This window comes from Sorangium sp. KYC3313, assembly GCF_052075895.1.
Taxonomy (GTDB): Bacteria; Myxococcota_A; Polyangia; order Polyangiales; family Polyangiaceae; genus Sorangium; species Sorangium cellulosum_B.
In genome coordinates this window covers 10,427,990-10,450,683 of the sequence record NZ_CP197255.1, presented here as the reverse complement: position 1 = coordinate 10,450,683, position 22,694 = coordinate 10,427,990, and the positions used below count along the sequence as shown (strand labels likewise).

Here is a 22,694-nt window from a genome sequence, read left to right as displayed (position 1 = left end):
GGGTGCGCGCGGGGCTCAGGGCCCCGTGTACCGTGCGCGGGGCCGGAGCATGTACCCCGCTTCCCGCTGCTCGAAGGCGTGGGCGATCCACCCGGCGGCGCGCGCCACCGCGAAGAGCGCCGCCGCCGTGCCGGCCGGCAGGCCGAGCGCGGCCGCGATCGCGACGAGGCCCAGGTCGAGCGACGGCGGATCGAGGCCGGCGTCGCGCAGCGCGTCGACGAGCGCGAGCACCGTGCGCAAGGCCGCGCTCTGCGGGGCGAGCGCGCGAGCCGTGTCGAGCAGCAGCTGGGCGCGGGGGTCGCCCTCGGGGTAGAGCCTGTGCCCGACGCCGGCGATGGGCTCGCCGCGGCGCAGCCGCTCGTGGACCGCGGCGGCGGCGCGCTCGGGCCGGCCTGCCTCGGCGACCAGGGCCTCCACCCGGTCGGTCATGCCGCCGTGCCTCGGGCCGGAGAGCGCGGCGAGCCCCGCGCTGACGCAGGCGTAGAGGTCGGCGCCGGTGGAGGCGGCCACCCGGACCGCGAACGTCGAGGCGTTCAGCTCGTGATCGGCCGAGACCACGAGCGCGCGGTTCACGGCGCGCTCGGCCTTCTTCGAGGGGTTCGCGCCGAGGGCGATGAGCAGCCGCCGCGCCGCCCCGTCGGCCTCGAGGGCGTCGGTCGCCCTGCGCGCGTCCCGCCCGAGGCCCACGAGCGCCGCGAGCGAGCGCACGAGGGCCCGCGCCCGCGCGCGCTCCGCGTCGCCCGTGGGGATGCGCCCGTCGCCCGAGGGCGCGCCCACGTGGCGGGTCGCGTCGTGCGCGCCGAGCGCGGGCACCACGAGCGCGAGCGCGACGAACGGCGGCGCGCCCTCCGGCAGGAGCGCCGCGAGCTTGGCCGGGCGGACGCTCAGCCGGCCTGGCCGCGCCGCCGGCGCGCCCTCCGCCGGCAGCTCGCCGGTCCAGAGCAGCTCGGCGACCGCCTCGAAGGGCACGTCGTCGAGCGCCAGCGCGACCGCCTCCTTGCCCCGGTAGACGGGCCCGCGCGGACCGATCGCGGTGAGCGCCGACTCGAGCACCGGCTCGCCCCACCGGAGCGCCTCGGCGGCGACCGGGCCGTGGCCGGCGCGCGCGTCGTGCCGCGCCTTGAGCCGCTCGATGTCCGCTCGGAGGTAGAGCCGCGCGCGCCCTCGCCCGCCGGGCACCCCCCGGAGCACGCCCCGGCTCGCGTACGCGTAGAGCGTCTCCCGCTTCACGCCGAGCAGCTCCGCCGCCTCGGCGCCGGTCACGTACGCCGAGGGGCGCTGCCCCGAGTCAGGTAGATCCACCATGAGCGCCCATCAACGTTGCATCCATCCTGTCTTCCGATGCACGAGGCGCCGGCGTCGCGCGCGCCGGCGACATCGGCGACATCCATTCCTCCTAGCACCGCCCTCCTCGGCTTCCTCCGGGATTCTTCCTCGACGCGCTTCGAGGCCGTGCATGGTTGATTGTACAATCAAGGTTGATCAACCTCGTGCGGTGCCCAAGATGTCGTCAGCGGAGGTGATCGGAATGAGGGATGTGGCGGCGCCGCTCGCGAGCGGCCTGGAGGGCGTGGTGGTGGCGGAGACGCGGCTCTCGGAGGTGGACGGAGAGCGGGGGAGGCTCACCCTCGCGGGCCACGACGTCGAGGCGCTCGCCGGCGGCGGCGGGGTGACCTTCGAGGACGCGTGCGGGCTGCTCTGGGGCGGCGCGCTGCCCGGGGCGGCGGAGCGGGAGTCGCTCCGGCGAGCGATCGCCGAGGGGCGGACGAGGGCCTTCGCGCTGCTCGGGCAGCTCGGGGACGCGCTCCAGGCGGGCGACGGGATGGATGCGCTCCGCGCCGCGGTCGCGCACCTCTCGGGCGACGTCCCGCCCGCGGCGATCGCCGGGGCGGTCGCGACGTTCGCGGCGGCGTGGGCGCGGCGCTGCGCGGGGGAGGCGCCGGTCGCGCCCGATCCGGCGCTCCGGCTCTCGGCCGACTACCTGCGCATGGCGCGGGGGGCCGCGGCGAGCGAGGCCGAGGCGCGCGAGCTCGACACGTACCTCGTGACGGTCTCGGATCACGGCATGAACGCGTCCACCTTCACCGCGCGCGTGGTCACCTCGACGGGGTCGGACGCGATCTCGGCGGTGGTCGCGGCGATCGGCGCGCTGAAGGGGCCGCTCCACGGCGGCGCGCCCGGGCCGGTCCTCGACATGCTGGACGCGGTCGCGGCGAAGGCGGGCGAGGGCGGCGCGCCGCCCCCGGGCTGCGCCGAGCGCTGGATCCAGGCCGAGCTCGCGGCGGGCCGGCGGATCATGGGCATGGGCCACCGGATCTACCGGGTGAGGGATCCGCGGGCGGCGGTGCTCGAGCGGGCGATCGAGCGGCTCGGGCGGACGGCAGGCGGCGCGCGGAGCGCACGGCTCGCGCTGGCGCGTGAGGTCGAGCGGGCGGCCGAGTCCGCGCTCCGCGCGCGGCACCCGGATCGCCCGCTGCGCGCGAACGTCGAGTTCTACACGGCGGTGCTGCTCGACGCGCTCGGGCTGCCACGCGCGCTCTTCGCGCCGACCTTCGCGGTGGGCAGGGTCGCGGGCTGGTGCGCGCACATCGACGAGCAACGGCGCGCGGGGCGGCTCATTCGCCCGAGCTCACGCTACATCGGGGGCGTCCCCGGAGCGGCAGCTCCGCCGCATTGACGCGTCGGGCCCGCCGCGTGCGCGGCGAGGCCGCTGGCAGGAGCGCTCGTCGTCGCCGGCCATGAGGTCGACCTGCCCCGGTCGGACTTATTGAAGAGTCCGCGACGGCATTCGCTTCATCCCCGTCGTCCTGCCATCCTAATCCGCACAGAAATTGCCGGAGAGGCCGTTCCAGAGCCCTGGAAGGACAAAAGGAGAACGCGCCGGGCGCGGGTAGGACGTTGTTCGTCCTGCAAAGTTGGCAGCCTCGCGGGGGCACTGTTATCGTGTTCAGTATGTCGTCCGCCGCTCTTGCCGCTCCGCTTGCCCGGGACCTCCTGCGCCATACCCTCCCCGAGTTCGAAGCGCGCGCCAAGACGCTCCCGCTCGGCCTGCGGGAAATCAACGACGCGCTCCCGGAAGGGGGGCTGCCGCGCGGGGGGGTGGTGGAGCTCGCCGCGCCGCGGGGGCTGGGGCGCTCCACCTCGCTCGCCCTCTCCGCGTGCGCGTCGGCGCAAGCGGAGGCGCGGCTGCGCGGGACGAGCGCGACGGCGGGGGCGTGGTGCGCGTGGGTCGACCCGAGCGGCTCGCTCTTCGCGCCGGCGGTCGCGCGCGCGCAGGTCGATCTGAGCCGGCTGCTCGTGGTGCGGCCCCCGCCGGAGGTGCTCGCGAAGGTCGCGGTGCGGATGGCGATGAGCCGGGCGTTCGCGGTGCTCGTGATCGACGTGGCCGGGGTCCCGGGGGCCTTCGGCCAGGGCGCGGGGAAGGGGGAGCGGAGCGCGCCCGGGGCGGGGCGCCGCGAGGAGGACCTCGCGCGCTGGGTCAACGTGGTGCGCAAGCTCGCCCTGGCGATCGAGGGGAGCGACGGGACGATCCTGCTCCTCACCGATCGCCAGGCGGCGCGGCCGATGCCCTTGCCGGTCGCGATGCGGCTGGAGCTCGAGCAGGTCGCCGAGAACCGGCTGATGGTCCGCGTCGCCAAGGACCGCCGAGGGCGCGTGACCTCGCCGACGCCGGTGGTGCTCGGGGAGCGGCCCGGGGACAGGGCAGAGCGGACGGCGGGCGGCGAGCCGCGGCCCGCGCTGTCGCGGGCGTGAGGGAGAGGAGAGAGGCGATGGCGGTGAGGCGCATTGTGGCGATCGTGCTCCCGCAGCTCGCGTGCGAGCTGGTGAAGCAGCGCGGGCCGGTCTCGCCGAGCGGGAAGGCGCCGCTCGCGGTGATCCTCGGGGGCGAGGAGGACCGCCGCGCGGCGCCCGCGCCGCGGCCCGAGCGCGAGCCGCAGGCGCCGGCGGCGGTGATCGACGTGGTCGACGACGAGGCGAGGCGGTACGGGGTGAGGCCGGGGCAGAAGGTCGTCGAGGCGGCGGCGCTGGTCGCCCACCTCGCGATCCACCGGGTGACGTTCGCCGAGATCGACGCGGCGCTCGGCCGGGTCGCCGAGGTGGCGCTCGGGCTCGGGGCGACGGCGGCGATCCAGCTCGGCGAGCAGGGCGCCCCGCGCGCCGGCGCGGCGCGGGCGAGCCGCGCTCCCGAGCGCGCCGCGAGCGAGGCGCGGAGCCCCTGGGGCGACGGGCCGTACGACACGGTGTGGCTCGACATCACCGGGGCGTCGCACCTCGTCGGCGGCGAGGAGGCGCTGCTCGGCGAGCTCGGCGAGCGCGTGGCGGCGCTCGGCCACCGGGCGCGGCTCGCGATCGCCGACGGGCCGCGGCTCGCGCAGGCGCTCGCGCGCTTCGGCGCGCACGCGGACGGCGGGGGAGGGGCGGAGGCCCCGATCGCGCCGCCGGGCAAGGGGGCGCAGGCGATCGGGCCCTTGCCGGTGCAGGCGCTCCCGGTCGAGCGCGAGGTGGCGAGCTTCCTCGTCCGGCTCGGCGTGCTCCGCGTCGAGGATCTCGCGCGCCTGCCGCGGGCGCAGGTGGCGGCGCGGCTGGGGCCGCGGACGGCCGACGTGATGGAGCTCCTCGCCGGCCGCGATCCCGTGCCGCTCCTGCCGTTCGAGGTGCCCCGGCTGCTCGAGGAGGAGGTGCTCTTCGACGAGCCGATCGAGAGCGCCGAGTCGCTCCTGTTCGTGCTGCGCGGCATGACGTCGCGGATCGCGTCGCGGCTCGCCGCGCGCGGGGAGGCGTGCGGGCGGCTCAACGTGGCGATCGCCTACGATCGCTCGATCGCGCGGCTCCGCCTCGGCGAGCGCGAGGACGACGGCGCCGCCGCGGCGCTCCTGGAACTGGAAGACGACGGGCGCGGCCCTTCGCTGCGCTTCCACGTCGACATGCCGGTGCCCCTCTCGGACGCAAGCGATCTGCTCCGCCCGCTGAAGGCGAGGCTCGAGCGGATCGAGCTCGCGGCGCCCGCGGTGGGGGTCCACGTCATCGCCTCGCGCATCGCGCGGGCCCGCCGGGTGCAGCTCGATCTGTCGCGCGACCGGTCGGCCGATCCCGACAGCCTGCCGGCGCTCCTGGCCGAGCTCTCGGCGGAGATCGGCCAGGAGCGGGTGGGCATCCTGGAGATCGCCGACGCGCACCGCCCCGAGGCGCGCTCGCGGCTCGTGCCGGCCTCTGGCGAGGCGGCCATGACGCGCGCGTCCGCCGCGGCCCGCGCGCGCGCCGCGGCGGATCGGGGCGCGGCGGAGCAGGCGGGGGGCGCGGACGCGCCGGCGCTGGAGCCCGCGCGGCTCCTCGCGCAGCCGATCCCGCTCGGCCGGGTGGGGCGCGGGGCGATCGTGGCCGTCGATCGGCACCTCTACGCGATCGAGCGGCTCTCCTTCGTGATGCGGATCGACGCGGTGGAGTGGTGGACGCCCACGCCGGCGTCGCGCGACTACGCGCGCGCCTGGCTCGTCTCGGGCTCTCCGTCCGGCAAGGCCGCCCCGGCGCGCCTCGGCGAGCTGCGCCCTCCTCGAGACGGCGCGAGCGCGAGCTCCTGCGGCGAAGCGTGGATCTACGTCGACCGCGCGACGGGCGAGGCCTTCCTGCAGGGGTGGTGCGAGTGAGCGCCGGCGCGTCGGTCCCGTTCGTGGAGCTCTGCGGCCGCTCCTGCTTCTCTTTCTTGGAGGGCGCCTCGCACCCCGAAGAGCTCGTGCACCGCGCCAAGGAGCTCGGCCTCGAGGGGCTCGCGCTCTGCGATCGCGACGGGATCTACGGCAGCGTGCGCGCGCACACGGCGGCGAAGAAGGTCGAGCAGCGGGTGATCGTCGGGGCCGAGCTGACGCTGGGGGCGCCGCGCGGGGGCGCCGAGCGCGCGCCGGAGGTCCGGCCGTCGGTGGTCCTCCTGGTCGAGGACAGCGAGGGTTACGCGAACCTCTGCCGCCTGCTCACGATCGCGCACGCCGAGTGCGAGAAGGGGATGGCGAGCATCTCGGCGGAGGCGATCGCGGCGGCGCAGCGGGGCCTCTCCGCGATCGTGCCGCTCGATCCTCTCGTGCCCGCGGGCGTCTCCGGCGCGCTCCTCGGCACGCTGCGCGACGCGTTCGGCGAGCGCGCGCTCGTCGCGACCTGGAAGCACCTCGACCGCCGCGACGGCGAGCGCGTCGCGGCGGCCCTCGCGGCGGAGCGCCGCTATGGCCCCTGCGTGGTGGCGACGGCGCGCCCGCTCTACCATCACCCGTCGCGCAAGCCGCTCGCGGACGTGCTCGCGTGCATCCGGACCAAGACCACGCTCGATCAAGCGGGGACGCGGATCGCGCCGAACGCGGAGGCGTACGTGCGGTCCGGCGCGCAGATGGCGGCGCTGTTCCGCGATCATCCGGCCTGGGTCGCGCGCACGGTGGAGGTCGCGTCCCGCTGCCGCTTCTCGCTGTCCGAGCTCCGCTACAGCTTCCCGAGCGACGCCCTCTGCATGCCGGGGGAGACGTCGGATCAGGCGCTGCGCCGCCTCACCGAGGAGGGCTGCCGCGACCGTTACCCGGAGGGGGCGCCGCCTCCGGTGCGCGCGCAGATCGAGAAGGAGCTCGCCTTGATCGCGAAGCTCGGCGTCGCGCCCTATTTCCTCAGCGTGCAGCAGGTCGTGAAGATCGCGCGCGCGCGGCAGATCCTCTGCCAGGGCCGCGGGAGCGCGGCCAACAGCGCGGTGTGCTTCGTGCTCGGCGTGACGGCGGTGGACCCGGCCCGGTCGAGCCTGCTCTTCGAGCGCTTCCTGTCGGAGGAGCGCCACGAGCCCCCGGACATCGACGTCGATTTCGAGCACGAGCGCCGGGAGGAGGTGATCCAGGCGATCTACGAGATGTACGGGCGCGACCGGGCGGCGATGGTCTCGGAGGTGATCGCCTACCGCGGCAAGAGCGCGCTCCGCGAGGTGGGCAAGGCGTTCGGCTTCTCGGCGGATCAGGTCGATCGGCTGAGCGGCCTCGTGCATCACCACGAGGCGGACATCACCGAGCAGCGGGTCAGCGAGGCGGGCCTCGATCCGGATGACGTGCGCGTCCGGCAAGCCGTCATGATGGCGAGCGCGCTCGAGGGCTTCCCGCGCCACCTCTCGATCCACGTGGGCGGCTTCGTGCTGTCGTCCGAGCCGCTGCACAAGGTGGCCCCGGTCGAGCCTGCGCGGATGGAGGGCCGCACGGTGATCCCGTGGGACAAGGACGATCTCGACGATCTCGGCTTCTTCAAGATCGACGTCCTGGCGCTCGGCATGCTGACGGCGATCCGCAAGGCGCTCGGCTTGATCCACTCGGACCGGTACGCCGGGCTCACGGGTCCCTTGGTCCACACGGCGCGGGACCCCGCGCCCGCGGGGATCTCGTTCCATGCGGGCCGAGGCGCCGCGTTCGATCCGATCGCGGCGCTCGCGCAGATCCCGCCGGAGGACCCGGCTGTCTACGAGGCGATCGGCCGGGCCGACACGGTGGGGGTGTTCCAGATCGAGAGCCGCGCGCAGATGGCGATGCTCCCGCGGCTGAAGCCGAACAAGTTCTACGACCTGGTGATCGAGGTGGCGATCGTGCGCCCCGGGCCCATCCAGGGCGGGATGGTGCACCCCTACCTGCGCCGGCGGACGGGGCAGGAGCCGCCGGTGTCCCCGCACCCGTGCCTGGATCCCATCCTGGAGCGCACGCTCGGCGTTCCGCTCTTCCAGGAGCAGGTGATGCAGATCGCGATGGTCGGCGCGGGCTACACGCCGGGCGAGGCCGACCAGCTGCGCCGCGACATGGCGGCGTGGAAGAAGCACGGGCGCCTGGAGCGGCACCGCGGGCGGCTCATCCAGGGCTTCGCCGAGCAGGGGATCTCGGCGAAGTTCGGGGAGATGCTCTACCAGCAGATCCAGGGCTTCGGGGAGTACGGCTTCCCGGAGTCGCACGCGGCGAGCTTCGCGCTCCTCGTGTACGCGTCGGCCTGGCTCAAGGTCCACCACCAGGCGGCGTTCACCTGCGCGCTGCTCAACGCGCAGCCGATGGGGTTCTACAGCCCGTCGGCGCTGGTGCAGGACGCGCAGCGGCACGGCGTCGAGGTGCGGCCTGTGTGCGTGGTGCAGAGCGCGTGGGACGCGACCCTGGAGCCTTCCGCCGAGCCCTCGGCGGGCCCGGCGCTGCGGCTCGGCATGCGGCTCGTGAAGGGGCTCGGCGAGGCGGCCGCGGCGGCGATCGTGGCGGCGCGCGAGGAGGCGCCGTTCACGAGCCTCCCGGATCTCGTGAGGCGCACGGAGCTCAAGAAGAACGAGGTGGAGGCGCTCGCAGAAGCGGGCGCGCTCGCCGCGCTGGTGCCTGCCCGGAGAGAGGCGCTCTGGCGCGCGCGCGCCCCCCGCGTGGACGGGTTGTTCGAGGGCGTTCCGATCGAGCAGGACCGGGACGTCGGGCTCCCTCCGCTCAGGCCGCTGGAGCAGCTCGCGCTGGACTACGGGCGCGTGGGTCTGTCGCTGCACGACCACCCGATGCGGCACGTGCGGCGGGCGCTCAAGCGGCGGCGCGGGGCCGGGCGCGTGCGGACCGCCGAGGAGATCAAGGCCGCGCGCGACGGGGAGAGCGTGCGGGTCGCCGGGATGGTGGTCGGACGCCAGCGGCCGGCGACCGCGAGCGGCGTGACGTTCATGACGCTCGAGGACGAGACCGGCGTGGTCAACGTCATCGTCCAGCGGCAGGTCTTCGCGGAGTACGAGCACGTGGCGAGGAACGCGGCGCTCTTGCTCGTCGCCGGGCGGATCGAGCGGCAGGGTGAGGTCGTCCACGTGCTCGCGCGCGAGCTCGATCGGCTGGAGCTGCCCAGCGGCGAGGAGATCGCGCTCAAATCGCGCGACTACCGGTGAGGGCGCGCCGACGCCGCGCTCCCGGAGCGCGGGGCGATCGGCGGCGCGTGAGGGGAGCACGCGCGCTCGTCAGGGCGGCGGCGACGACCTCGTCGACGCGAGCGCGCTCGTCAGCGGGCGGCGACGACCTCGTCGACCAGCGAGAGCAGCGTCGCCGCGTCGAACGGCTTCAGGAGCAGCCGGGCGTTGACCTGCTGCAGGAACGCCTTGCTGCGCTCCGTGAAGGCGCCGCCGGTCAGGAACACGACACGGCGCTGCTGCTCGGGCGCGTGCTCGGCGAGCGAGGTGTAAAAATCCATTCCCGTCATATCGGGCATCATGAGGTCGCACAGGATGGCGTCGTAGCGCTCTCCGGCGCGGATCCGGCTGAGCGCGTCGCGCGCGCTCGCGGTCGCGGTCGTCTCGTGCCGTGGCTCGAGCGTCCCCGCGATCGCCCGCGTGAGCAGCGGCTCATCGTCGATGATGAGGACCCGCTGCCGCTGCGCCGCCTCCGGCGCGAGCGCGTCGAGGCTGCCGTCCTCGCGCGGCCACCTCGACGCGCACGAGCCGGGCGCGGCGGAGGCGTGCGCCTCGCTGGCCGCGGCGGCGGGGAGGACGAGGCGGAACGTGCTCCCCTTGCCGGGGCGGCTGTCCACCTCGATCCGACCCCCCAGCGCCGTGACGATGGAGTGGCAGATCGCGAGCCCCAACCCGAGCCCTTCGCCAGCTCCCTTGCTCGTGTAGAACGGCTCGAAGATCCGCTCGAGCGACTCGGGCGCGATCCCGGCGCCCGTGTCGCGCACCTCGACGACGACCGACCCCTCGGCGTCACAGCGCGTCGAGAGCTCGATCTCGTTCTGCTCGGCGAGCCCCTCGGGGATGGCCTGCGCGGCGTTCACGATGAGGTTCAGGAAGACCTGCGCGAGCCGCGGCTCGTTCGCCTGGACGGGCGGCACCTCCTGGAAGCTCCGGACGACGCGGGCGCGGTGCCGGATCTCGTTCATCGCCATGTGGACGCAGGAGTCGAGCACCCGCCGGGGGTCGACCAGCCCGCGGCGGTCCTCCTCGGCGCGCGAGAAGCGGTGGAGATCGCGCACGATGAGCCGCACCCGCTCGGCGCCCTCGCGCGCGTCCTCCAGCAGGCTCAGCACGTCGGAGAGCTCGCTCGATGGAGCGCGGCCGTCGCCGTGAGAGCGCGCCCAGGGGCCGCCACGCGCGGCGCTATTCCGGCGATCGAGCGAGCCGATGCGCCGGATGGCCGCGTCGACGTTCGTGATGACGAACGCGAGGGGGTTGTTGATCTCGTGGGCGACGCCGGCGGCCAGCGTGCCGACGCTCGCCATGCGGCCTGCGCCGACGAGGCGGGCCTGCGTCTGCGCGAGCGCCTGGCGCGAGGCGGCGTCGCGCGCGGCGCGCTCGCGGACGACGGAGAGCCGCGCCCGGGGGCCCGCTCCGTCGCCGCCCGCGAGCAGGAAATCGCTCGCGCCGGCCGCGAGGATGCCGTCGACGTCCCCGTCGCGCTCGGTGATCGCGAGGACGAACACCGCATCGCCGCCGGGCTGCGCCCGCACGCGGCCGCAGAACGCGGCGGCGCTGGTGGGATCGCTCCAGTCGACGGCGAGCACCGGCGGCGCCTCGCCCAGGCACCGCTCCAGGGCGCGCGCGGGATCGGAGGTGACGCCGACGTCCGGCACGTGGCGTCGGATCAGCGCTTCGAATCGCTCGCTCGCCGCGGCGCGCCCGCGGAGGAGCAGGATGGCGGCCGGCTCCGCGCAGCCCATCGACGTCCTCTCAGCTGTCCTTCGAAGACCCGTTTCAGGGGTCCTTCGAAGATCCTTTACCGCATCTCCATCCCGGCGTGCAGGCATGGTGATCCGTTCCGCTGCGCCTGCCAGGCGCCTCGCCGCGCCGCCGGTCTCCTTCGAGCCGCGCGCCAGCCGGCCGGCTCGCCCGCTTCGCGCGGCTATCGAGGGCTGGACGTCGCGTCGTCGTCCGGATCGCCGTCGTCGGCGACCCTCGTCGCGCCGTCCGTGAGCGGTGGGTACAGGCTCTCGACGAACTTCCCGGAGAGCCGCCCCGCGAGGTGTGCATCCATCCGCGCCATCGCATCGCGCAGCCGATCGATCTCGGCCGAGAGCGCTGCCTTGAGCGGCTGGCGCTGCGCCTGTTCCATCCAGGTGAGCTCCACAAGCGCCTCCTCGAGGTGCGCGCGCGACGCACCAAGGTGCGCGTGCGCCGTGCCGCCCGCCTCGCCCGCGTTGGATTCTCGGACCAGGTACTCCGCGACGCGCACGCGCCCGCGGTAGCGGACCCGCGTCCGCTCGAGGAAATCCCGGTACCGCTTCACCGCCCCGCTGAGCGCCTGCACCGCCGCCGCGAGCGCGCTCGCCTCGCCCTGGAGCGCCTCGTGATCGGCGCCGGAGAGCGCGGTGTTGTGCTCGACGTGGGCCTCGAGCGTCGCCAGCACCTCGCGGGCCCAGCGGAGGTGCCGGAGCCCCGAGGCGCCGCGCGACAGGCGCTGCGCGGCCGCCCCGTCCGCGCTCACGCCACCGCCGCCGCCGGCGCCGCCTCGCGCTCCGGGCGCTTCGCCGTCTCGTTGATCTTCACGCTGACGAGCTTCGACACGCCGGGCTCCTGCATCGTCACGCCGTAGAGCACGTCGACCGACTGCATCGTGCGCTTGATGTGCGTGATGAGGATGAACTGCGAGTGGCTCGTCATGCTCCGGATCGCCTCGTTGTAGCGGGCCACGTTCGCCTCATCGAGCGGCGCGTCGACCTCGTCGAGGATGCAGAACGGCGACGGCTTGAACTGGAAGATCGCGAAGATGAGCGACACCGCGGTGAGCGCCTTCTCGCCGCCGCTCATGAGCTCGATGTTCCCGAGCTTCTTGCCCGGCGGCTGCGCGAGGATCTCGATCCCCGTCTCCAGCATGTCGTCGGGGTTCGTCAGCCTGAGCTCCGCCTGCCCTCCGCGGAACATCTTGGGGAACAGCGTCTTGAAGCGCGCGTTGATGCCGTCGTACGTCGTCTTGAAGAGCCGCTTCGACTCGCGGTTCATCTGGGCGATCGCCTTCTCGAGGTCGTCGAGCGCCTTCTCGAGATCGGCCTTCTGGCCCGAGTAGTACGTGTACCGCTCCTCGGCCTCGGCGTGCTCGCGCACGGCGTCGAGGTTGACGGGGCCCATGCGGTCGAGCAGCTCCGTCAGCTCCTGGATGCGCGCGCGGTGCGAGGCGTCGGCGGGCGGCCGCTTGTGGTAGTCGCCGACCACGCGGGCGAGCTCCAGCCCGCGGAAGCGCTCGCGCACCCCCTCGATGAGGTGGTCGTGCTCGACCCGCAGCCGCTCCAGCGCGAGCTCGTGCTTGCGGAGCCGCTCCGACACCTCGGCCAGCTCCTGGCGCAGCCCGCGCAGGTCGGCCTCGCGCACCCCGTGCGCCTGCCGCGCCTCGTCCAGCGAGCGCCGCGCCTCGGTCAGCGCGGCCTGCGCCGCGTGCGCCTCGGCGACGGCGCGGACCAGCGCCTCCCGCGCGATCATGATCGTCGCCGCGGCCTTCCCCGCGCCCACGGCGCTCTCCGTCCGCTCCTGGTCGAGCCGGGCGATCCGGCCCCGGAGCTCGTTGCACGACCGCGTGAGCCGCTCGACCGTGCCCCGCGCCGCCGCGGCGCGCTCGCGCACGCGCGCGAGCTTCACCTTGCGCTCGGTCACGACCGACTGCTGCCCGAGCACCCGCTCGCGCCACTCGGCCGCGACCTGCTCGGCGTGCTCGAGGCCGGCCGCCGACGCCTCGCGTGCCGCTCGCCCCGCCTCGAGCTTGTCGCGCGCCGCTTGCTGCTCGCTCCCGCCGGCGTCGAGGTTGTCGGCGAGGTCCTCGAGCTCGGAGCGCACCACGCCCTCGCGCTTCTGCGCCGCGGCGAGCTGCTCCTCCGCGCGGCGGAGATCCTTCTCGGCCGTCACGAGCGCGAGCTCTCCCTCGTGCGCCTCGCTCCGCGCCCGCTCCAGCGCCGTCCCCACCTCGGTGATGCGCAGGCGGAGCTTCTGCTGCGCGTCGAGCAGGGCCGTCACCTCCTCCGACTTGGTCGCGACGAACTCGTGCAGCGCGCGCATCTCCCGCTTCTGCTCGATCATGCCGGCCGCGACCGCGTCGCCCGAGCCGCCGCTCACCACGCCGTCCTCGCGGAGGACGGTGCCGTCGAGCGTCACGAGCGTGCACCCCGCGCCCTCCGCCGCGAGCCGCGCCGCGACCTCGGCGGAGGCGACGACCACCGCGTCCCCCACGAGCGCGCGCGCCAGCGCCTCGTCCTCGGGGGCGAAGACGAGCCGGTCCACGAGCGGCCCGAGCACGCCCTCCCCGCGCGGCGGCCGCCGCGCCGCGCCGGCCACGAACGAGGGCCGCGCCGCGATCACGCTCGCCCGCCCGCGGTTGTTCTTCGACAGATCCGCGAGCAGCGCGATCCCGCGCTCGACGTCGCTCACGACGGCGCACTGCAGCCGGTCCCCGAGCAGCCCCGCGAAGGCCGCGGTCAGCTCGGCCGGCGCCTCGATCCGGTCGGCCACGAGCCCGAGCAGCGCCGGGTCCTTGGTCTTGAGGAGGTTCTTCACCCCGGCGCCGACGCCCTCCAGCCGCGCGTGCAGCTCCTCGAGCGCGCGGAGCCGGTTGCGCCGCTGCCCGAGCTCGTTCTTGGCGTGCTCCACGGCGCGGTCGCTCGAGACCGCCTGCTCGCGCAGCGCCTTCATCTCGACGTCGAGCCGCGACCGCTCCTCCGCCGAGATCCGCTTCCCGTCCGCGAGCTCCGCCACGTTGCGCGTCAGCGACGAGCGCCGCCGCTCGAGCTCCTCCGACTCGTACATCAGCCGCCCGAGCTCGTCCTCGAGCTTCGCCCGCCGCTGGCTCATCTCCGCCATGCGCCGATCGAAGCCGGCGAGCGACGCCTCGGCGGCCGCGACCGCCGCGGTGGCCTCGGCGGCCCGCCGGCGCAGGGCGGCGACCTCGTGCTCCGCGGTCCGCTCTCCGTGGCGCAGCTCCTCGAGCCGCTCGTGCTGCTCGAGCGCGAGCTCGCTCTCCCGCGCCTCTTCCTCGTCGACGCCGGCGAGCTGCGCCTCGAGCTGCGCCTTCTCGGTGGTGAGCTCCTCGACCGTCTTCTCGAGCTCTCCCTGCTCCTTGGCCGCGGTGACGAGCCGCTCCTCGAGGTGCCGCAGGCGGTCGCGCGCCCGCGCGATCTCCGCCTCGTGGGTGCGCACCTGGTTGTCGGCCGCGAACGCCTCGTTCTGCGCGCGCTCGGCCCGCTCCTCGCAGGCGAGGGCCTCGAGCCGGGTGACCTCGATCTCTGCCTCGCGCGCCGAGAGCGCCGTGCGCGATGCCTGTTCGCGCTCCGCGTGCGCGGCCCTGCCGAGCGACTCGTGCTGCGTGAGCACCGTGATCTCGAGGAGCTTGTGCGACGCCTCGTGGAGCACGAGGTCCTCCAGCTCCTTGCGGTAGTTGACGTACCGCTCGGCCTTGGCCGCCTGGCGCTTCAGGGACGCGAGGTTCCGCTGGATCTCGGAGACGATGTCCCCCACGCGGAGCAGGTTCTGCCGCGTCTGGTCCATCTTCTGCTCGGCCTGCTTCTTCCTGGCCTTGTACTTCGTGATGCCGGCGGCCTCCTCGATGAGCATCCGCCGGTCCTCGGGGCGCGCCGAGACGATGAGCCCGATCTTTCCCTGCTCGACGATGGAGTAGGCCTTCGTGCCGACGCCGGTGCCGAGGAAGAGGTCGGTCACGTCCTTGAGCCGGACCTGGGTCTTGTTGATGAGGTACTCGCTCGTCCCGTCGCGGAAGAGCCGGCGCGTCACCGCGATCTCCGCGTAGTCGCGGTACTCCAGCGGCAGCTGCGACGCCGCCGTCGGCTCGCTGTTGTCGAAGGTGAGCGTCACCTCGGCCATCCCGTGCTGGGCGCGGGTCTCGGAGCCGTTGAAGATGACGTCCGACATCGACTTGCCGCGCAGGTGCTTCGCGCTCTGCTCCCCGATCGCCCACCGGATGGCGTCGACGATGTTCGACTTGCCGCAGCCGTTGGGACCGACGATGCCCACCACGTCCGTGTCGAAATGGACCACCGTCCGGTCGACGAACGATTTGAACCCGCTGATCTCGAGCTTACGAATGCGCATGACGTCCCCGGGACCGGCCGGGCGGGCTTAAACGTATCGTCACAGCACGCCACGTACCGTCACAACTGGCGTCTCGGGGTCTACGTGGGCTGGCGCCGCGCGGCAAGAGCGGAATCCTGGCTCCTCACGCGCACCGAGGACCAGGTCTTGCGCATCCCGCTGGTGCAGCGATGTCCGAAGCGCAAGGGGTGCTTTGGCAGCCGCCTTGACAGGTGGCTAACGTGGCCATACTCCTCCGGTTGTTCCGAGGAGTAGAAACGTCATGCCCACTTACGAGTACGCCTGCACATCTTGCGCGCATGAATGGGAGGCCGAGCAGTCCATCAAGGAGGCCGCGCTCACCGAGTGCCCGTCGTGCCTCAACGCGACAGCCCGGCGGCAGATCTCGCGCGGCACGGGCTTCATCCTCAAGGGCAGCGGCTGGTACTCCGACCTCTACGCCTCGGGGTCGAACAAGCCGCCCGCGAAGTCGGACGGCGGGTCGGGCAGCTCCTCAGGGTCGGAAGGGGCGAGCTCGGACTCCGGGTCGAGCAGCGCCTCGCCGGCGAGCGGCAGCACCAAGAGCGACTCCAGCGCGTCGCCCGCCTCCTCCTCCGCGGCGGCCTGACGCCAGCTCGGCGAGCAGCGACGGGGTTGTGGCCAGCGCGGCGCAGCGCGCAGTGGCGCCGTCGTGGTGCGCCGGCAGTGCGTCGTGCCCACCGGCGCCGGGCGCGGTGCTAGGGTGCCCTGGATGGATGAGAGAAAGCGACTTGAGGAGCTCCGCCGGCAGCTCACGGAGCTGGATCAAGAAATCCTTCGCAGCATCGAGCGGCGGGCTCGCATCGCGCACGAGCTTGCCAAGCTGAGGACGGGCACGGCCCGGTTCGCCCCCACGGCCGACGCCGCCCACATGCAGGCGCTCGAGCGCGCCGTGACGCCGCCGTTCCCGCAGCGCGCGGTGCGGCCGATCTTCGTCGCCATCGACGCGGCCTCGCGCGCGTTCGAGGTCGCGCCCCGGGTGGCGTACCTGGGGGCCGAGGGCGACTATGGCTGGACCGCGGCGCACGATCACTTCGGGCTCGGAGGCGAGTTCGTCCGCGCCGACAGCCCCCTCGCCGCCATCGAGGAGGTCGCGCGCTCGCGCGCTGACTTCGCGGTGGTCCCGTACGAGTCGCTCAAGGAAGGGCCGATCTTCCCGACGATCCAGGCGATCGGCGGCGCCGATCTCAAGGTGGTCGGCGAGCGCCAGCTGGTGCAAGCGCTCGACCTCGTGAACCGGACGGGCAGCCTCGCCGACGTCGAGCGGGTGTACTCCTCGCCCCAGGACCACGTGGCCTGCGTGAACTACCTCGAGCTCCAGCACCCGCGCGCGCTGGTGCTCGACGTGCGGGGCCCGCAGGCCGCCTGGGATCTCGCGGCGGAGAACGAGGGCAGCGCCGCCATCGTCCCCCGCGGCTTCGCGGGCGGGCAGGAGCTCAGGGTCGCCCGCGAGAACGTCGGCGACGAGGGGGAGCTCCGGATCCGCTACGCGGTGCTGTCCCGGCTCCCGTCGCCGCGCTCGGGCCACGACGCCACGGCGGTCCTCTTCAGCGTCCACGATCGGCCCGGCGCGCTCCACGACATCCTCCAGCACTTCAAGGAGCGCAGCTGCAACCTCCGGCGGGTCCACTCCCGCCCCGTCCCCGGCGAGGGCTGGGACTACGTGTTCTACGTGGAGGTCAGCGGACACACGACCGATCGGGCGCTCGTCGCGGCGCTCGAGGGCGTGAAGCGAGAGACGAAGATGCTGAAGATCATCGGCTCCTTCCCGCTGGAGCGCCCCGACCCCCCGCACGAGCGAGCTTGATGACGAGCGCGATGGTGCGGACGCTGTTCCATTCCCGAGGCGCTGCCGCCCTGCGCCGCGCGGCGGGCGCGATCGCGATCGCGGCGCTCGCCCTCCAGACGCTCGGCGGCTGCGGCGGCGCCGACGACAGCCTCGCGCTGGTCGGCGGAGAGAAGATCGACGCGACGGCGATCGATCGCGACCCGCTGGCGGTCCTTCCGAGCGGCGCGGTGATGCTCGGGTACCTCGACGCGGCGGCCATGTTCACGTCCGGCCTGGGAGGCGAGGTCAACCAGATCGTCACGAGCCTGCTCCCGCTGGGCCCCGAGTCGAACTTCGTCCCGTCGCGCGACATCGTGAAGGTCTACGGCGGTCTCTATGCCATGCAGGGCGCGGATTTCTGCGCCGTGATGCAGGGAAACTTCGACGTCGACGCGATCCGCCGCTCCGCCGACGCCAGGTCGATCACCGTGATCGGCGCGCCGCTCGTGAAGACGCGCTACGCGGACAACGATCTCTTCACGGCCGGCAACGTCGGCTTCGTCGTGCTCACGCCGCACACGATCCTCACCGGCAACGAGACCGGGATGCGGCGGGCCCTCGATCGGCTCCGCTCCGGCAAGCTGACGCGCTCCGTGCCTTCGTGGATGGTCGAGCTGCTCGGGACCAAGGGCGCGTCGTTCGCCGTGGCCGGCGATCTCTCGAGCCAGGCGGCGGTCGCGTCCGCGGCGGGGCAGTTCCCCTTCCTCGCGGGGCTCCAGTACGTGCGCGTCATCGGCAACTTCCAGCCGCCCGGGGTCAACTTCGCCGGCGCCCTCACGTACACGGACCCGCAGAGCGCGGCGAACGGCGCCGTCGCGCTCCGCAACCTCGAGCAGATCGCCAGGATCGCGACCCTGCTCTCCTCGTGGGGCTTCGGCTACGGCTCGGTCCCTCCGATGCAGGTCGCGCAGCGCGAGAGCGACGTCGCGTTCACGCTGCCCCTCGGCGAGGGGATCGTGCGCATGCTCCTCCGCACGGTCGCCGAGACGGCGCGGAGCGTCGCGCTCGTGCGCTGACTCAAGCCTTGCGGAGCGGCGCGCGCGAGGGCGGCGCGGCGTGGGCGGGGTCGTCCGGCCACGCGTGCTTCGGGTAGCGGCGGCGGAGCTCCTTCGCGATGGCGGGATAGTGGCGCGCCCAGAACCCCGACAGATCGGTCGTGACCTGCACGGGGCGCTGGTTCGGCGCGCACAGGTGCAGCACGACAGGCACCCGGCCACCGGCGACGCGCGGCCCCTCCGCCATGCCGAAGAAGTCCTGCAGCCGGGACGCGAGCGACGGCGCCGCGCCCGCCGTGTACTCGAGGCGCGCCCGCCGGCCGCCGGGCAGGACGATCGACTCGGGGGCGAGCTCGGCGAGCGCTCGCGCCTTCGCGGGGCCCAGCGAGGCCTGCACGGCGCTCGAGAGATCGGCGTCGCGGAGCTCGGCGAAGCTCCTGCGCCCGTCGCAGAGCGCCTCGAGCGTGGCGAGCACCGCGTCCTCGCCCACGTCCGGTAACGCTGCGTCGGGGCAGTGCGCGCGCACGAACGCGACCCGCAGGAGCCAGCCATCGAGGGCGTCGCCCTTCACGAACGCCCGCCACCCCTTCGCCCTCGCCTGCGCCGCGAGCTCCCGCGCCGCCGCTTCCGACAGCGGACCGCCCGCGCCCGCGGCCGGCCGCGCCTCGTCGAGCACGAGGGCGTCGTACGACAGCCGGCGAACGACCTCGACGCGCTCCGCGGCGGCGTTCCACGTCGCCTCCGTCGTGTCCCGGATCGCGTCCGTGAAGAGGTCGAGCAGCCAGTCGGCCTCGATCTCGCTCGCCGCCCGGACGACCGTGCGCGCCGAGCGCCCCTCGCTGCGCTCCTCGATGTCGACCGCGACCACGAGATCGACGTCGTCGATGACGCTCGCCTCGGAGAGCGCGGCCGTCCCGCCGGCGGCGAGCACGACCTCCCGTCCGGTCCGACCCGTCGCGCTGGTCGGCCGTCGGAGGCGCCCGACCCGGTCGGGGTATCCGGAGAGGATCGCGATGCGCTGGGCGACCTCGCGCGCCTCGACGGTCTCCGGCGGCGCGGCGCTGCGGTGATCGGCGAGCCGCGAGAGCTGCTTGCGCGTCCGCTCCACGGTGAGCGCGCGCGCCGGGTCCACGCCCAGCCACCGCAGGCGGTCCGCCGCGAACCGCGCGCGATCCGCCTCCTCGAAGGCCTGGAGCGCGGCGAGCAGGTCGGAGCTGTGCCGCGCGTCGCTCCTCCGACCATGGGGCTCCCGCCCGCCCGACGGCGCGCCGAGGTCGCGCTCCGCGACGAGCGCCGCGAGGGTGCACCCGTCGCCGGCGACGCCGCGCCGCTCGGCCTCGACGATCATCCGCGCCTGGCGCGGGTGCGCCGGGAAGCGCAGCATCCGCCGTCCGGTCGGCGTCACGCGCCGCCCCTCGTCGAGCGCGCCGAGCCGCACGAGCAGCGCCTCGGCCGCGGCGAGCCCGGCGGCGGGCGGCGCCTCCAGCCACCCGAACGCCTCGAGATCCGTGACCCCGGCGGCGCAGAGCTCGAGCACCGTCTCCGCGAGGTCGAGCCGGCGGATCTCGGGCGCCTCGTGCTCCGGCCGCGAGGCGAGATCCCCGCGCGTGTAGAGCCGGAGGCAGCGGCCGGGCCGCGTCCGCCCGGCGCGCCCCGCGCGCTGCGCCGCGGAGGCGCGGGCGATGGGCGCGACGCGGAGCGTCGGCAACCCCGACCACGGCGCGTGCGCGGCCACGCGCGCGAGGCCGCTGTCGACGACCGCGACGACGCCGTCGATGGTCACGGAGGTCTCGGCCACGTTGGTCGAGAGGATGATCTTTCGCCGATCCGCGGGGCGCACCGCGCGGTCCTGCTCCGCCGCGGACAGCGAGCCGTGGAGCGGCAGGAGCAGCAGATCCTCGCTCTTCGCGATGGGTGCGCACGCGTCCATCGCCCGCCTGATCTCCGCGGAGCCGGGCAGGAACACCAGCACGTCACCGTCGAGCCCCTCCTCGATGAGCTGCCGCACCGACGACGCGACCAGGCTCTCGAGCGTCCTGTCGCCCCAGTGCGCCGGGGCGCGGCGGTCGCCCGCGGCGTGGGTCGACGCGCTCACCCGGGCGCTCGGCAGGTACTCGATCGCGACGTCGAACATCCGCCCCTCGGCGCGCAGGGTCGGCGCCACCGAGGCTCCCGCCGCTGTGGTGTCGTGGCCGCGTCCGGCCTCGGCCGCCGGAGCGGGCTGCGCCTCCGGCCCGCCGAGGAACGCCGCGATCGGCCCGGCGTCGAGCGTCGCGGACATCACCACGAGGCGGAGATCGGGCCGCGCGCCGCGCTGCAGGCGCCGGAGCAGCGCGAGCGCGACGTCGCCGGCGAGGTGCCGCTCGTGGAACTCGTCGAGCACCACAACGCTCACGCCCCGGAGCTCGCGATCGACGAGGAGCCGCCGCGTCAGCACGCCCTCGGTCACGAAGCGGACGCGCGTGGCCTGGCTGGACGCCTCCTCGAAGCGCATCGTGTAGCCCACGGTCTCGCCCACGCGCTCGCCGAGCTCTTCGGCCACACGCCGCGCGGACAGGCGCGCCGCGAGCCGCCGCGGCTCGAGCACCAGGATCTCGCCGCGCTCCGCGAAGCCCGCGTCGAGCAGCGCGCGCGGCACGCGCGTCGTCTTGCCCGCCCCGGGCGGGGCCTCGAGCACCACGCTCGGGCGCGCGCGCAGGGCGGCGCAGAGATCGGGGAGGATCGGATCGATCGGCAGCGGCTGCATGGCTTCGGCGCTCTCCGCGCGATGGGCGCGCGGCAGCGGAGCCTAGCAATCCTTGGCGCGCGCGGACCTGTGATACTCGTCGAATCGCCGTGAGCGCATCGACCGATCCGACCCATCTTTCAGCGACCGCGCTCGCCGCGCTCCTGGCGGCGCGCGAGATCAGCTCCGAGGAGCTCACGCGGGCGCACCTGGCGCGCATCGACGCGCTCGAGCCGCGGCTCCGCGCCTTCACCCAGGTGCTCCGCGACGAGGCGCTCGCGGCCGCCCGCGGCCTCGACGAGGAGCGCCGTCGCGGGGACGTCCGCGGCCCGCTCCACGGGCTCCCGATCACCGTGAAGGAGTCGCTCGACATGGCCGGCATGGCCTCCACGCTCGGCGTCGCGTCCCGCAGGGGGCATCGGGCGACCAGCGACGCGACGGTGACCGCGCTGCTCCGGCGCGCGGGGGCCGTGATCCTCGGGCGCACGAACGTCTCGCAGCTGCTCCTGTACAACGAGGCGCGCAACCCGCTCTTCGGGCAGACGGCGAACCCGTGGAGCCTCGATCACAGCCCGGGCGGCTCGTCCGGCGGCGAGGCGGCCGCCATCGCGGCGGGGATGTCGCCGCTCGGGATCGGCACGGACATCGGCGGCAGCATCCGCGTCCCCGCGCACTGCTGCGGCATCGTCGGCCTCAAGCCCACGCTCGATCGCTGGACCAACCAGGGGAGCAACACGGCGCTCCTCGGACAGGAGGCGATCCGCGCGCAGATCGGGCCGATGGCCAGGAGCGCCCGCGACGTCGCGCTCGTCATGTCCGAGCTCGATCCCGCGTCGATGGCGGAGCTCGACGTGCGCGTGCCGCCGCTCCCGATCGTCGAGCCGGCGAGCGTCGAGGTGGCGCGCCTGCGCGTCGGGTTCTACTGCGACGACGGGCTGGTGCCTCCCTCGACCGCCGTCGCCCGCGCCGTCGCGAAGGCGGCGTCGGCCCTGCGCGCGCGGGGCGCGACGGTCGTGCCGTTCACGCCGCCCGGGATCCCCGACGCGGTCTATGCGTATTTCGCGGCGCTCTCGGCGGACGGCGGCGCGACGGCGCTGTCGCTCCTCGACGCCGGCGAGGACGGCCGCGCGGGGACGGCCATCGACGTCTCGCTCCGCGCGCTCCGCACGATGGCCTCGCTCCCGCCGCTCGCGCGCCGCGCCGCCGCGCGCGTCGCTGGCCTCGCGGGCGAGCGGCGGCTCCAGCGTCTCCTCGAGGTCACCGGGCCGAAGTCGGTCTCGGAGTTCTGGCGCACCACGCACGCCCTGCGCGAGGCGCGCGCCGCGATCGCGTCGGCGATGCGCGCCGAAGCGCTCGACCTGCTGCTCTGCCCGCCGTACGCCACGCCGGCCCTGCCGCACGCCGCGTCGCGCGACTTCGTCCTCGCGGGCAGCGCCGCGATGCTGTGGAACCTCACGCAGTTCCCGGCCGGCGTCGTCCCAGTGACCCGCGTGCGCCCCGAGGAGGCGCGCCGCGAGCGACCGCACGACCGGCTGGAGAAGCGGGCCGCCGAGGTCGATGCGAAGAGCGCTGGCCTGCCCGTCGGGGTGCAGGTGGTCGGCTTCCCCTTCACCGAGCACCTGGTGATGGCCGCCATGATCGCCATCGAGGACGAGCTCGCCGGCGAGGCCGATCGGCCCGTCACGCCTGTCTCACCGCCCTCGCTCGCCGGATGACGCGGCGAACGCCGGGAGCCGGCTGACCAGGACGACACCGGAGCTCGATGATGCCGCCGCGCGGTCGCTGTCCGGCGCGTCCACAGTCGAAAGAAGCTGAAGCCCTACAAAGCCGAAAGGTCCGCCGGAGAACCTCTCCGCCGGACCAGTCGGGGCGAGTGGATTCGAACCACCGACCCCTTGACCCCCAGTCAAGTGCGCTAACCAGGCTGCGCTACGCCCCGAGCCACTCCGCCGCTTCGTTTCGCTGCGGAGCGAGGGCGCACCGTAGTCGAAGCCTTGGGAATTGCAAGGGCATCGCATCGAGGATCGCAGACTCGCTCCAGACGGGGCGTTTGGCGCTGGATGCAGCCGGGCGCGGGGCGCGGATCCTCCGACGAAAACGCCGGGGCTCTCC

Annotated in this window: 13 protein-coding genes and 1 tRNA gene; 8 read left to right on the top strand and 6 right to left on the bottom strand. The window is 74.4% G+C overall.

The annotated features are described in order from the left end of the window. Window positions 1-15: 15 nt before the first annotated feature. Entirely contained in the window at window positions 16-1,305 is a 1,290-nt protein-coding gene (locus tag ACSRUE_RS39660) for a citrate synthase family protein (protein WP_441288092.1), read from the bottom strand. 223 nt (window positions 1,306-1,528) lie between these two features. On the opposite strand from ACSRUE_RS39660, the gene ACSRUE_RS39655 reads away from it, so the two are divergent. The 4 genes from ACSRUE_RS39655 (at window position 1,529) to ACSRUE_RS39640 (ending at window position 8,890) form a co-directional block, all read left to right on the top strand. Continuing rightward, on the top strand, window positions 1,529-2,677 hold the full coding sequence (locus tag ACSRUE_RS39655; protein WP_441288091.1) for a citrate synthase: 1,149 nt from the start codon (window positions 1,529-1,531) through the stop codon (window positions 2,675-2,677). A 275-nt stretch (window positions 2,678-2,952) separates the two neighbouring features. Further along, a complete protein-coding gene (locus tag ACSRUE_RS39650; RefSeq protein ID WP_441288090.1) occupies window positions 2,953-3,753 on the top strand; it encodes a recombinase A in 801 nt (266 codons plus the stop codon). A 17-nt stretch (window positions 3,754-3,770) separates the two neighbouring features. After that, window positions 3,771-5,645, top strand: a complete 1,875-nt coding sequence (locus ACSRUE_RS39645; RefSeq protein ID WP_441288089.1) for a DinB/UmuC family translesion DNA polymerase — start codon at window positions 3,771-3,773, stop codon at window positions 5,643-5,645. After that, the gene (locus ACSRUE_RS39640; RefSeq protein WP_441288088.1) at window positions 5,642-8,890 is read left to right on the top strand and encodes an error-prone DNA polymerase; all 3,249 of its coding nucleotides are present in this window, start codon (window positions 5,642-5,644) and stop codon (window positions 8,888-8,890) included. Before ACSRUE_RS39645 ends, ACSRUE_RS39640 begins: the two co-directional genes overlap by 4 nt. A gap of 110 nt (window positions 8,891-9,000) precedes the next feature. Here the strand turns inward: ACSRUE_RS39640 and ACSRUE_RS39635 are convergent, their stop codons facing one another. The 3 genes from ACSRUE_RS39635 to smc form a co-directional block, all read right to left on the bottom strand. Beyond that, a complete protein-coding gene (locus ACSRUE_RS39635) occupies window positions 9,001-10,650 on the bottom strand; it encodes a hybrid sensor histidine kinase/response regulator (RefSeq protein ID WP_441288087.1) in 1,650 nt (549 codons plus the stop codon). Window positions 10,651-10,832: 182 nt separating this feature from the next. Next, window positions 10,833-11,414, bottom strand: a complete 582-nt coding sequence (locus ACSRUE_RS39630) for a hypothetical protein (RefSeq protein ID WP_441288086.1) — start codon at window positions 11,412-11,414, stop codon at window positions 10,833-10,835. Then, a complete protein-coding gene (smc, locus tag ACSRUE_RS39625) occupies window positions 11,411-15,016 on the bottom strand; it encodes a chromosome segregation protein SMC (RefSeq protein ID WP_441288085.1) in 3,606 nt (1,201 codons plus the stop codon). The genes ACSRUE_RS39630 and smc overlap by 4 nt, the downstream gene beginning before the upstream one ends. Window positions 15,017-15,278: 262 nt before the next feature. Between smc and ACSRUE_RS39620 the strand changes: the two genes are divergently transcribed. The 3 genes from ACSRUE_RS39620 (at window position 15,279) to ACSRUE_RS39610 (ending at window position 17,878) form a co-directional block, all read left to right on the top strand. Continuing rightward, window positions 15,279-15,623 carry an FmdB family zinc ribbon protein gene (locus ACSRUE_RS39620; protein ID WP_437769363.1) on the top strand — a complete coding sequence of 115 codons (345 nt, stop codon included), beginning with the start codon at window positions 15,279-15,281 and terminating at the stop codon, window positions 15,621-15,623. A gap of 123 nt (window positions 15,624-15,746) precedes the next feature. Next, window positions 15,747-16,841, top strand: a complete 1,095-nt coding sequence (locus ACSRUE_RS39615; RefSeq protein WP_441288084.1) for a bifunctional chorismate mutase/prephenate dehydratase — start codon at window positions 15,747-15,749, stop codon at window positions 16,839-16,841. After that, window positions 16,841-17,878 (top strand): hypothetical protein, encoded by a 1,038-nt coding sequence (locus ACSRUE_RS39610; RefSeq protein WP_441288083.1) that lies wholly within the window; start codon window positions 16,841-16,843, stop codon window positions 17,876-17,878. The genes ACSRUE_RS39615 and ACSRUE_RS39610 overlap by 1 nt, the downstream gene beginning before the upstream one ends. A 1-nt stretch (window position 17,879) precedes the next feature. Here ACSRUE_RS39610 and hrpB read toward each other — a convergent pair whose 3' ends face one another. Further along, complete coding sequence (gene hrpB / locus ACSRUE_RS39605; protein WP_441288082.1) at window positions 17,880-20,603, bottom strand: ATP-dependent helicase HrpB; 2,724 nt, start codon at window positions 20,601-20,603, stop codon at window positions 17,880-17,882. A gap of 89 nt (window positions 20,604-20,692) precedes the next feature. On the opposite strand from hrpB, the gene ACSRUE_RS39600 reads away from it, so the two are divergent. Then, entirely contained in the window at window positions 20,693-22,297 is a 1,605-nt protein-coding gene (locus tag ACSRUE_RS39600) for an amidase family protein (protein ID WP_441288081.1), read from the top strand. A gap of 149 nt (window positions 22,298-22,446) precedes the next feature. Here the strand turns inward: ACSRUE_RS39600 and ACSRUE_RS39595 are convergent. Further along, window positions 22,447-22,521: transfer RNA gene (locus ACSRUE_RS39595), tRNA-Pro, on the bottom strand. Window positions 22,522-22,694 lie beyond the last annotated feature (173 nt).